General features: G+C 73.2%; 2 protein-coding genes (1 of these 2 only partly in view). Both read right to left on the reverse strand.

Going from position 1 to position 13,439, the window contains the following annotated elements:
• Positions 1-10,152: an SDR family NAD(P)-dependent oxidoreductase gene (locus ACIP93_RS24675; protein ID WP_401762039.1), complete on the reverse strand. Its 10,152-nt coding sequence runs from the start codon at positions 10,150-10,152 to the stop codon at positions 1-3.
• A protein-coding gene (locus ACIP93_RS24680; RefSeq protein WP_401761759.1) for a type I polyketide synthase crosses the window boundary here: on the reverse strand, positions 10,149-13,439 show its 3' end. It continues 25,776 nt past the right edge of the window; the window shows 3,291 of its 29,067 coding nt (coding positions 25,777-29,067); its start codon lies off the right edge, out of view; it ends in the stop codon at positions 10,149-10,151. Before ACIP93_RS24680 ends, ACIP93_RS24675 begins: the two co-directional genes overlap by 4 nt.

Consider the following 13,439-nt stretch of genomic DNA (forward strand, 5'->3'; position numbering starts at 1 on the left):
TCAGCGGTCGCTCAGGCGGCCGAGCTCGTTGTCGATGAATGCGAGGACTTCGTCGGCCGAGGCGGATTCGATCCGTTCCGCGACCTCGGTGGACTCGGTGTCCTCGTCAGCGGCGCGCCACTTCTCCAGGAGGTGGCGCAGCCGCTGGGAGACCGCCGCGCGAGTGTGTGCGTCGGGTTCGGCGGCGCTCAGCGCGGCGTCCATCCGGTCGAGTTCGGTCAGGAGCGCGGACTGTGCGTCCTGTCCCGCCGGCTGGTCCTTGAGCAGGGTGGCCAGCAGGTGTTCGGCAAGGACCGCCGGGGTCGGGTAGTCGAAGACGAGGGTGGCGGGCAGCCGCAGACCGGTGAGGGAGGTGAGCCCGTTGCGCAGCTCCAGCGCGGTGAGGGAGTCGACCCCGAGGTCCTTGAACTCCCTTTCGGCGTCGACGGCCTGTGCCGACCCGTGCCTGAGGACGGCCGCCGCCTCCGCCTGTACGAGTTCCCGTACGTGTCGCAGCCGGTCGGCCTCACGCAGTTCCCGGAGCCGGGCGGTGAGCACGTCCTGCGTCCCTGCCGCGGGGCCTCCGGCGGACGCCTGCCGTTTGGCACTCTTGACGAGTCCGCGCAGCAGTGGGGGCACCTCTCCGCGCATCCGGGGCGCGCCCGTGCCGGACATCCGGCCGAGGGGGACGAGGTGGGCGGCGTCGGTGGCCGTCGCGGCGTCGAGGAGCGACAAGCCCTGCTCGACGGAGAGCGGGGGAACACCGGATGCGGCGATCCGCTGGCGGTCCGCCTCCGAGAGCGTCGCGGTCATACCACCGGTCGGCGCCCACGCCCCCCACGCCAGGGACTGCCCGGGCAGACCCTCCGCACGACGCCGTACCGCCAGCGCGTCCAGGAACACGTTCCCCGCCGCGTAACTGCCCTGCCCCGCCGAACCCATCACACCCGAGACCGACGAGAACAACACGAACGCCGAAAGATCCATCTCCCGCGTCAGCTCGTGCAGATGCCACGCCGCATCCACCTTCGGACGCAACACCCCCGACACCCGCCCGGCCGTCAGCGACGTCACCACACCGTCGTCCAGCACACCAGCGGTATGCACCACCGCCGACAACCCCACCCCCGCCAACACCCCGGCAAGAGCCCCCCGGTCCGCCACATCACACGCCACCACCGAAACAGCAGCACCCCCAGCACTCAACTCCTCCCGCAACTCCACCGCACCCGGAGCATCCAGCCCCCGACGCGACACCAACAGCAAACTCCGCACCCCATGCACCGCCACCAGATACCGGGCCACCTCACGCCCCAGACCACCCGTCCCACCCGTCACCAACACCGTCCCAGACCCCCACGGGGCCTCCACCACACCCAGCGAAGAACCCAGCCGCGCCAGCCGGCCCACATGCACCACACCGTCACGCACCAGCACCTGCGACTCACCCGCCGCAAGCACCTCCCCCACCGGCAGCTCCCCGCCACCCTCCACATCCACCAGCAGGAACCGGCCCGGATTCTCCGACTCCGCAGCCCGCACCAACCCCCACACCGCAGCACCCGCCAGATCAGCCCCCGACACAGCACCCCGCGTCACAAAAGCCAACCGCGAACCCCCGGAAGACGAACCACCGGACCCGCCCAGCCACTCCTGCACCACAGCCAGCACACGCGCACACACCGCATGCACCGCCTCCGGCGAATCCCCACCCTCCACCGGAAACACCGTCAACGACGAACCAGCAACCCCAGTCGCACCATTCGACCCAGCAGCCCCGGAAGCCCCGGAAGCCCCGGACACATCCGCCGGCACCCACTCCAGACACAACAGCCCGTCCCGGCCCGGCGCCCCCGTCGGCTCCACCGGCACCGCCGGAGCCCCCAGCACCAACTCCGCCACCGTCAGCACCAGCTCACCCGCAGCGTCCACCAGCTCGGCCGAGAGCAGGCCCTGGGCATTCGGCAGGATCCGGGCCCGTACCACCGACGCACCCGCCGCATGCAGCGTCACACCACGCCAGGCGACAGGCACCAACTCCCGTTCTCCCACGATCCCCCGCACCACCTCGGCCAGCAACGCCGGATGCAGACCGTAGAGCCCCGCGTCCTCGCTGCGGCCGGGCAGGGACGCCTCGATCGCGGGCGCGTCCGTGGGCGCGTCGCCGGACAGGGTCAGGACAGTGCGCTGCGGGGTCAGCCGTCCGGTGGCGTGGCAGGCCCACGGTCCGTCGGACAGTTCCTCGGGACGCGAATAGCAGCCGACCGTACGGGTGCCGTTTTCGTCCGGAGCGCCGACCGTCACCTGGACGACCACGGCACCGGTCCTGGGGAGGACGAGGGACTGGTCGGTAAGGGCGAGCTCACCGATGTGCTCGCACTCGGCCTGTTCGCCGGCGCACAGGACCATCTCCAGCAGGCCCTCGCTCGGGAAGGCCACGGGCCCGTCGCCGAAGTCGTCCGCGAGCCAGGGCAGCGCGGCGAGGGTCAGCCTGCCGGTGAGCAGCATGCTCCCGCCGGAGTCGGCCGGGGTGACGGCCGCGCCCAGGAGGGCGTGCCCGGTCGGGGCGAGGCCCGCGCCCGCGACGTCGCCCGTGCGGGTGGCCGGCACGGGCCAGTACCGCTCGCGCTGGAAGGCGTACGTCGGCAGGGCCACCCGGCGGGCGCCCGTACCGTCGTACAGTCGCGCCCAGTCGACGTCCACGCCCGCACAGTGGAGCCGTGCCAGACCGTCGACGAGCGTGCTCTCCTCGCTCCGGTCCTTGCGCAGCACCGGCGCGCACACGACGTCCGCCGGGTCCTCGGCGTCCAGGATCTCCCGGGTGAGGGCGGTCAGTACTCCGTCCGGGCCGAGCTCGGCGAAAGCCGTTGCTCCGGCGGCGCGCAGTGCGCGTACGTCGTCGGCGAACCGTACGGTCTCCCGGACGTGCCGCACCCAGTACTCCGGATCGCACACCAGCGTGCCGTCCACGGCCATCGGGATCTCCGGAGCCGAGAACGACAGCCCCGACACCACCGCACGGAACTCCTCCAGCATCGGATCCATCAACGGCGAATGGAACGCGTGCGAAACACGCAGACGGGACGTCTTGAGCCCCAGCCCCCGGAAGTGCGCGTCGATCTTCTCGACGGCTTGTTCCGCACCGGAGACGACCAGCGAGGCGGGGCCGTTGACGGCGGCGAGGGTCACGTGCTCGTCGAGCAGCGGCTGCACCTGCTCTTCCGTCGCCTGTACGGCGAGCATCGCGCCGCCCTCCGGCAGCGCCTCCATCAGGCGACCGCGGGCGGCCACCAGCGCACATGCGTCGGCCAGCGACAGCACCCCCGCCACGTGCGCGGCGGCGATCTCACCCACCGAGTGCCCGGTCACGAAGTCCGGCCGCACACCCAGCGACTCGACCAGCCGGAACAGCGCCACCTCCAGGGCGAAGAGGCCGGTCTGCGTGGAGGCGGTCCGGTTCAGCGCGTCGGCGTCCTCGCCCCAGACCACCTCCCGCACCGGCACGTCCCACTGCGCGCACACCGCGTCGAAAGCCGCCGCGAACACCGGGAAACGCGCATACAACTCGCGCCCCATGCCGAGACGTTGCGAGCCCTGGCCGGTGAACAGGACCGCGAGGGGCCGTTCACGGGCCACACCGCGCGCACTCTCCATCCCGTCCACGAGCACCGCGCGGTGCACGAAGGCCGCCCGCGAGGCCGCCAGCGAGAAGCCCACGTCGAGCGCGGACTCCGCCACCCCGGAGAGCCGTTCCAGCTGAGCGTCCAGTGCGGCCTGCGACCTGGCCGACACCACCTGCGGCGCGACGATCTCCGCACCGGGCGGTTCGGTCGGCGCTACGGACAGTCCGCCCGGTCCGGCGGGCGCTTCACAAGCCTGTTCGAGGACGACGTGTGCGTTGGTGCCGCTGAGCCCGAAGGAAGAGACACCGGCCCGCCAGGGGCGGTCCACCTCGGGCCAACACGTGTTCTGTGTGAGGAGGTTGATGTGTCCCGTCGTCCAGTCGACGTGGCTGGAGGGCGCGTCGACGTGGAGGGTGCGCGGCAGCACACCCGCCCGCATCGCCATCACCATCTTGATCACACCGGCCACACCCGCGGCGGCCTGCGTGTGCCCGATGTTCGACTTCACCGACCCCAGCCACAACGGCACGCCCTCCGGCCCGCGCTCCCGCCCGTACGTGGCCAGCAACGCCTGCGCCTCGATCGGATCACCCAACGGCGTACCCGTACCATGCCCCTCCACCACGTCCACATCCGCCGCCGACAACCCGGCAGCCGCCAACGCCTGCCGGATCACACGCTGCTGGGAAGGACCGTTCGGCGCGGTCAGACCGTTCGACGCACCGTCCTGGTTCACCGCCGAACCGCGCACGACGGCCAGCACCTCGTGCCCGTTGCGACGGGCGTCCGAGAGCCGTTCCAGGACCAGCACGCCCACGCCCTCCGACCAGCCTGTCCCGTCGGCGGCGTCCGCGAACGCCTTGCAACGGCCGTCCCCCGCGAGGCCGCCCTGCCGGCTGAAGCCGAGGAAGCTCACTGGCGTGGACAGGACGGTCACACCACCGGCCAGCGCGAGCGAGGACTCGCCGCTGCGCAGCGACTGGGCGGCCAGGTGCATGGCCACCAGGGAGGACGAGCAGGCGGTGTCCACGGTCACGGCCGGACCCTCCAGCCCGAAGGTGTACGACACCCGCCCCGAGACCACGCTGTTCGCGAGACCCGTACTGGCGTGGCCCTCCACGTCCTCGCGCGAGTTCATGACGAGCGACGCGTAGTCCTGTCCCGTGGTGCCCACGAAGACGCCGGTTCGGCTCCCGCGCAGTCGGGACGGGTCGATGCCCGCGCGCTCGAACGCCTCCCAGGAGGTTTCCAGCAACAGCCGCTGCTGCGGGTCCATGGCGAGGGCCTCACGTGGCGAGATCCCGAAGAACCCGGCGTCGAACTCGCTCAGCCCGGAGAGGAATCCGCCCCTGCGGGTCGCGCTGGCTCCCCGGTTCGCGGGCCCGGACCCGCCGAAGAGCGCGGCGAGGTCCCAGCCCCGGTCGGTAGGGAAGTCCGTCATCCCCTCCCGGCCTTCGAGGAGCATCTCGAACAGGGCCTCGGGGGTGTCCACGCCGCCCGGCATCCGGCACGCCATGCCGACGATGGCGATCGGCTCGTCGTCGACGGGCGTCCGCCGTACGTCGGTGTCCACGGCCTGCTGCTCGTCGAGGAGTTCGGCGAGGAGGTGACCGGCGAGGGCGGTGGGGGTGGGGTAGTCGAAGACGAGGGTGGCCGGCAGCCGCAGGCCGGTGGCCCGGTTCAGCTGGTTGCGCAGTTCAAGGGCGGTCAGCGAGTCGATGCCCAGGTCCTTGAACTCGCGGTCGGCCCCGACCGACGCGGACGACCCGTGTCCGAGCACTCCGGCGGCTTCGGTCCGTACGAGCTCCAGCACCTGCCGGGCACGTTCCTCCTCGGTGAGGACGCCGAGCCGCATCCCGAGAGCGCCGGCGGTCGCCGACACGGCCGTCCGGCGGGCGCCCTTGAAGAGCCCCCGGAACAGCGGGGGTACGTCGGCTCCCGGACGGCGGTCGCCTCCGAGGCGGCCGAGGGGGACGAGGTGGGCGGCGTCGGTGGCCGTCGCGGCGTCGAGGAGCGACAGACCCTGCTCGACGGAGAGCGGAGGAACACCCGAAGCGGCGATCCGCTGGCGGTCCGCCTCCGAGAGCGTCGCGGTCATACCACCGGTCGGCGCCCACGCCCCCCACGCCAGGGACTGCCCGGGCAGACCCTCCGCACGACGCCGTACCGCCAACGCGTCCAGGAACACGTTCCCCGCCGCGTAACTGCCCTGCCCCGCCGAACCCATCACACCCGAGACCGACGAGAACAACACGAACGCCGAAAGATCCATCTCCCGCGTCAGCTCGTGCAGATGCCACGCCGCATCCACCTTCGGACGCAACACCCCCGACACCCGCCCGGCCGTCAGCGACGTCACCACACCGTCATCCAGCACACCAGCGGTATGCACCACCGCCGACAACCCCACCCCCGCCAACACCCCGGCAAGAGCCCCCCGGTCCGCCACATCACACGCCACCACCGAAACAGCAGCACCCCCAGCACTCAACTCCTCCCGCAACTCCACCGCACCCGGAGCATCCAGCCCCCGACGCGACACCAGCAACAAACTCCGCACCCCATGCACCGCCACCAGATACCGGGCCACCTCACGCCCCAGACCACCCGTCCCACCCGTCACCAACACCGTCCCAGACCCCCATGGAGACGGGTGCGAGCCAGCCAAGGGCTCCAGCGAGGGCGCGTCCGCTCCCAGTGCGGCCAGCCGGGGCACGTACACGACTCCGTCGCAGACCCGCACATGCGGTTCGCCTGCCGCCAGCACCGCCGGAGCCGGCCACTCGCCTTCCGCCTCCACCAGCAGGAACCGGCCCGGATTCTCCGACTCCGCAGCCCGCACCAGACCGGTGACAGCGGCACCGGCGAGGTCGCCCCGCACCACAACGGCCAGGCGGGCGTGCTCGGGCCGCTCCTTCGTCAGCCACTCCTGCACCTCGGCCAGCACGCGACCACACGCCGCGTGCACCGCCTCGGGTGAATCCCCGCCCTCGACCGGGAACACCGCCAACGACGAGTCATCGAGCCCGGCCGCACCAAGTGACTCAACAGCCCCAGCAGACCCGACCGCCCCCGACACGTCCGCCGGCACCCACTGCACACGCAACAACCCGTCGCTGTCCGGTGCTCCCGCCGGCAGCACCGGCTCCACCGGAGTGCCGAGCACCAACTCGGCCACCGACAGCACCGGTTCACCTGCGGCATCCACCAGCAGCAGGGACACACAGTCCTCCGCCGTACGACCGATCCGCGCCCGCACCACCGACGCACCCGCCGCGTGCAGCGTCACACCACGCCAGGAAACAGGCACCCACTCCCGCTCCCCCACGACCTCCCGCACCACCTCCGCCAGCAACGCCGGATGCAGACCAAACCGATCCGCCTCCCGCGCCACCTCACCCGACAGCACGCACTCCACCTCGTCCCCGGTGACGCCCACCGGTGGCCGGTCGGCGGCGGGGACGAGTACACCGGTCGCGTGCTCGGTCCAGACCGTGTTGTCCAGCCTGTCGCCCGGCGGCCCGTCCACCCGAAGCCCGTCCACCCGGGAGAAGAAGGCGACCGTTCGGGCTCCGGACGCGTCGGGCTCCCCCACTCGCACCTGCGCCACGACGCTGCCGTCCACGGGCACCGTCAGGGGCAGGGTGTGCACCAGGCTCTGGACCTGGTCGCAGCCGACGTGATCACCGACGCGGAGGGCCAGTTCCAGCAGGGTCGTGCTGGGTGTCGTCCGCCCGGCCAGCCAGGGCTGGGCCTGCGCCGAGAGACGGCTGGTGAAGACCACGCCCTCCGACTGGGCGAGCGGCAGCGCCGCCCCGAGCAGGGGATGTGCCTCGGCGATCAGACCAGCCGCCGTCACATCTCCCGTGTCAGGAGTGAGCGCGGGCCAGTGGCGTACGTGCTGGAAGGCGTACGTGGGCAGGTCCACGACCCGCGCGTCCGTCCCGTCGTACCAGCGCGCCCAGTCCACCCCCACACCCGCGCAGTACAGCTTCGCCAGCCCGTCGACCAGCGCGCCCTCCTCACCCCGGCCCTTGCGCAACGCCGGAACAGCCACGACCTCCCCGGCATCCACCGCGTCCACCGTCAACCGCGCCAGCGCGCACAACGTCCCGTCCGGACCCAACTCCAGGAAAGCATCCACACCTTGCGCGACCAGAGCGCCGACACCGTCGGCGAACCGCACGGTCTCCCGGACGTGCCGCACCCAGTACTCCGGATCGCACACCAGCGCACCATCCACGGCCATCGGGATCTCCGGAGCCGAGAACGACAGCCCCGACACCACCGCACGGAACTCCTCCAGCATCGGATCCATCAACGGCGAATGGAACGCGTGCGAAACACGCAGCCCGGTGGTCCGCCGGCCCGCCCCCTCGAAGTGGGCGCGTACCGCCTCCACACCGGCCTCCGCGCCCGAGACGACCACGGCCGACGGACCGTTGACCGCCGCCAACGACACGAAATCGTCCAGGAGCGGCAGGACTTCGCTCTCCGAGGCCTCAACGGCGAGCATCGCGCCGCCCTCCGGGAGCGCCTCCATCAGGCGACCGCGGGCGGCCACCATCGCGCAGGCGTCGGCCAGCGACAGCACCCCCGCCGCGTGCGCGGCGGCGATCTCGCCCACCGAGTGCCCGGTCACGAAGTCCGGCCGCACACCCAGCGACTCGACCAGCCGGAACAGCGCCACTTCCACGGCGAAGAGGGCCGCCTGCGCGAACTGCGTCCGGTTCAGCGCGTCGGCGTCCTCGCCCCAGACCACCTCCCGCACCGGCACGTCCCACTGCGCGCACACCGCGTCGAAAGCCGCCGCGAACACCGGGAAACGCGCATACAACTCGCGCCCCATGCCGAGACGTTGCGAACCCTGTCCGGAGAAGAGCAGCGCGAGCGAACGCTCTTCGGCCTCTCCCCGCGCGCTCTCGACGCCGTCCACCAGTACCGTGCGGTGCGCGAAGTCCGCCCGTGAAGCCGCCAGCGAGAAGCCCACGTCGAGCGCGGACCCCGTCACCGCCGAGAACCGCTCCACCTGCGCGTCCAGCGCGGCAGCGGACTTCCCCGAGACCGGCCACGGCGTGGCTGCCGGCGCGGTCGAGGGCGCGGCGGACGGCTCGGCGGGCGGCTGCTGTGCCGGGCCTTCCTCCAGCACGACGTGGGCGTTCGTCCCGCTGATGCCGAACGAGGACACGCCTGCCCGTCGCGGCCGTTCACCGGCCGGCCACTCCGTGGCCTCGGTGAGCAGCCGCACGCCGTCCGTCGTCCAGTCGACGTGACGCGAGGGCGCGTCGACGTGCAGGGTGCGCGGCAGCACACCCGCCCGCATCGCCATCACCATCTTGATCACACCGGCCACACCCGCGGCGGCCTGCGTGTGCCCGATGTTCGACTTCACCGACCCCAGCCACAACGGCACGCCCTCCGGCCCACGCTCCCGCCCGTACGTGGCCAACAACGCCTGCGCCTCGATCGGATCACCCAACGGCGTACCCGTACCGTGCCCCTCCACCACGTCCACATCCGCCGCCGACAACCCGGCAGCCGCCAACGCCTGCCGGATCACCCGCTGCTGGGAAGGACCGTTCGGCGCGGTGAAGCCGTTGCTGGCCCCGTCCTGGTTGACGGCGGAGCCCCGTACGACGCCGAGGACGCGGCGCCCGTTGCGTACCGCGTCCGAGAGGCGTTCCAGGGCCAGTACGCCCACGCCCTCCGACCAGCCGGTGCCGTCGGCGGCGTCCGCGAACGCCTTGCAACGGCCGTCGCCCGCGAGCCCGCCCTGTCGGCTGAACTCCATGAGGGAGCCGGGTGTGGACATGATGTTCACGCCGCCGGCCAGGGCGAGGGAGCATTCGCCGGCCCGCAGGGACTGGACCGCCCAGTGCAGGGCGACCAGGGAGGAGGAGCACGCCGTGTCCACGGTCACGGCGGGCCCTTCCAGGCCCAGTTGGTAGGCGAGCCGCCCTGAGACGGCGCTGGCGGCGATGCCGGTGCCGATGTCGCCGGTGGCGTCGTCCAGGGAGCGGACGAGCAGATAGGCGTAGTCCTGGCCGTTGGTGCCCATGAAGACGCCGGTACGGCTGCCGCGCAGCCGGGACGGGTCGATCCCGGCCCGCTCGAACGCCTCCCACGAGGTCTCCAGCAGCAACCGCTGCTGGGGGTCCATGGAAGTGGCTTCGCGGGGTGAGATGCCGAAGAAGTCGGCGTCGAAGCCGGCCACGTCGTCGAGGAACCCGCCGCCCCGGCTCACGGAGTGGCCGCGCGCGTCGACTCCGGCGCCGCGCAGGGCGTCGAGGTCCCAGCCCCGGTCGGCCGGGAAGTCCGACATCGCGTCGGTGCCGGAGGCGACCAGGTCCCACAGGTCCTCGGGCGAGTGGACTCCGCCCGGGTAGCGGCAGCTCATCGCCACGACGGCGATGGGCTCGGTGGCGGCGGCGACCAGGTTCTGGTTCTGGCGCCGCAGCCGCTCGGTCTCCTTCATCGAGGACCGGAGCGCTTCGACGACCTTGTCGTGGGGCGTGGGCGTGGCCATGTTCTGCTCCGTCTGCTCCGTCAGTCCTGCGGTTCGGCGTGCTGGGCCGGTCCGGCCGTGGGGCCGGACGCGGGGTGGGACGTGGGGTGGGTCGTGGGGGCGGAATCCGGGTGGGGTGCGGTCGTGCCGAGGGCCGCCTGGACCAGTGCGTCCACGTCCATCGCGTCGATGGAGTCGGCGTAGGCGGCTTCCTCGCCCGCACCGCCGCCGGGGTGGTCTTCGTCCCGGGCGGTCTCGGCGGCGAGCTCGAGCAGCGGTTCCAGTACGCCGATGCGGCGCAGCTGGGCGACGGAGACCGACGCCAGCAGGGCCTGGAGGCGTGCCTGGTCGACGTCCTGGGGCCCGGCCGCGTCCTCGTCGGCCGCCGGGTCCAGCCGCCGGGCGATGTGCTCGGCGAGTTCGGCGGGGGTGGGGTGGTCGAAGACGAGGGTGGCGGACAGTTCGAGGCCGGTGGCGGCGGTGAGCTGGTTGCGGAGTTCCACGGCGCCCAGGGAGTCGAACCCGAGGTCGCGGAACGCCTTCTCCGCGCCGACCGCCGCGGTTCCGCCCAGCCCGAGGACCTCGGCGGCCAGCGTGCGTACGAGCTGGAGCACGGCGGGCCCGCGCCTGGCCCCGGAGAGCGCGGCCAGTTCGGCGCGCTGCCGCGGGACCTCCGCCGCGGCCGGCGCGTCCGGTGCCTGCGGCACGGTGAAGCCCGCGAGCAGCCTGCTCGGCCGTACGGCCGTGAAGGCGCGGACGAACCGGGCGGGATCGACGTCGGAGATGACGGTGAGCGGCTCGGGCTCCATCACCGCGCGGCGCAGCGCCGTGACCGCCAGGTCCGGGTCCAGGGGCCGGATGCCGGCCCGCTGGGCGGCCCCGGCCGCCCGGTCGCCGACCGCCATGCCCGCACCGCCCCAGGCGCCCCAGGCGAGGGAGGTGGCGGCGAGGCCGCGGGAACGGCGCTGTTCGGCGAGGGCGTCGAGCACGGCGTTGGCCGCCGCGTAGTTGCCCTGGCCGGGGTTGCCGACGGACGCCGACGCCGAGGCGAAGAGGGCGAACACCGCCAGGTCCAGGTCCCGGGTGAGTTCGTCGAGGAGCAGCGCAGAAGTGGCCTTGGCGCGGAAGACGCCCGCGAACCGGTCCGGGGTGAGGCGGTCGATGACCGCGTCGTCGAGCACGCCCGCGGCATGGATCACGGCGGTCAGCGGCGCCCGGTCGGGGATGGCCGCGAGGACGCCGGTCAGCGCCTCGCGGTCGGCGGCGTCGCAGGCGACGAGGGTGACCTCGGCGCCCGCTTCGGTCAGTTCGGCGTGCAGGGCGGTGGCGCCGGGCGCGTTCGGGCCGCTGCGGCTGAGCAGGACCAGGTGGCGGGCTCCGGCGTCGGTGAGGCGGCGGGCGACGTGCGCGCCGAGGGCGCCGGTGCCGCCGGTGATCAGGACGGTGCCCTCGGGGTCCCAGGTGCGGGTGGGGGCCGGGGCGGCCGAGCGCCCGGCCGGGCCCGCGGCCGTCGTGTCCCGGGTGGGTGCCGGGGTCGCGGTCGTACGGGTGGCGGGCAGCGGGCTCAGCCTGCGGCCGTGGAGCGTGCCGGACCTGATCGCGACCTGGTCCTCCCCGTCCGGTGCGGCGAGGAACGCGGCCAGCCGGTCCAGGGCGGCGGCGTCGGCGGCGTCGGCGGTGTCACCGGCAACAGCGGCCGGCAGGTCGATCAGGCCGCCCCAGCGCTGCGGGTACTCCAGGGCGGCGACCCGGCCCAGGCCCCAGACGGCGGCCTGGGCGAGCCCCGGTACGGGCTCTCCGGGGACCACGGCGACCGCGCCCCGGGTGACGCACCACAGGGGTGCGGTCAGCCCGGCGTCGCCGAGGGCCTGAAGCAGGGTGGCGGTCAGCGCCACGCCCGGCGGGGCCCCGCCGGTCCCGTCGAGGGCAAGGCCGGTCCCCTCGAAGCCGAGGAGCGAGACGACGCCCGCGAACTCGCGCCCCCTGGCGGCCGGTTCGCTGAGGCGCTTGGCCATCCGTTCCCGGTCGGCGTCGGTTTCCGGGTCGATCTCGAAACGGACGGTGTCCGGGCCGAGGCGGTCCAGGAGCGCTTCGGTCCAGGGGTCGGCGGCGCGGGGGGCGGGCAGGACGGCGAGCCAGGTCCCGGCGAGCGGGGGCGTGGCCGTACGGCTGCCGCTGCCTGCGGGCGCAGCGGCCCGGTTCGCGGTGCCCGCGGGGGCCGCGGTGCGGTTCACGGTGGTCGGGAGCGGCTGCCAGGTGATGTGCTGGCGCCAGCCGTCGACGACGGTCTCCTCGGTGCGGCGGCGACGCCATTCGTCGAGAGCGGGCAGCACCTTGGACAGCGCGTCGCTGTCGACGTCGAGGGTTCCGGCGAGCGAGTCGAAGGTCTCGGAGCGTACGGCGGACCAGAAGGCGTCGTCCGTTCCGACGGCTCCGACGGAGGTGGCGGCCGCCTCCGCGGCCGGGGCCGGGCTCCGGTGGGCCCAGTACCGCTCGCGCTGGAACGCGTATGTCGGCAGCGGCACCCGGCGGGCTCCGGAGCCCGCGAAGACGGACGGCCAGTGCGGAGCGCAGCCCTCGACGTGCAGCCGGGCGACGGCGGACAGCAGGGTGTCCTGCTCGCCGCGCCCCTTGCGCAGGACCGGTACGGCGGTCACCGCGGCGGCTCGTCCCGGGTCTTCGGCGTCCTGGGCCAGGGCCGACAGGGTGGCGTCCGGGCCGAGTTCGAGGAAGCGGGTGACGCCGCGGTCGGCGAGGGCACGCAGCCCGTCGCCGAACCTGACGGTCTCGCGCACGTGCCGCACCCAGTAGTCGGGGGTGCACACCAGCTCGGCGTCGGCCGGCGCCCCGGTCACGTTGGACACCAGAGGCAGGCTCGGGGCGGTGTAGGCGATGCCCCGGGCCACCCGTGCGAAGTCGTCGAGCATGGCGTCCATGTGCACGGAGTGAAATGCATGGCTGACCCGCAAACGCCTAGTTTTGCGGCCGGCGTCGGCGAAGGACCGTGCGATCCGGTCCACGGCGCCCTCGTCACCTGCGACGACGACGGCCCGGGAGCCGTTCACCGCGGCCACCGACACCGCTTCGCCCCCGGCCCCCGCGGAAACCCCGGCGATGCGTTCGCGCACTTCGTCCTCGGTCGCCTGGAGGGCCGCCATCGCCCCGCCGCCGGGAAGTGCGGCCATCAGCCGGGCGCGTGCCGCCACCAGGGCGCAGGCGTCGTCCAGGGAGAACACTCCCGCCACGTGGGCGGCGGCGATCTCGCCGATGGAGTGCCCGGCGACGAAGTCGGGGCGCAGGCCCCAGGATTCGACGAGCCGGTAGAGGGCCAC

It is taken from the genome of Streptomyces sp. NPDC088745 (assembly GCF_044751045.1).
In the GTDB taxonomy this organism is placed as follows: Bacteria; Actinomycetota; Actinomycetes; order Streptomycetales; family Streptomycetaceae; genus Streptomyces; species Streptomyces cremeus.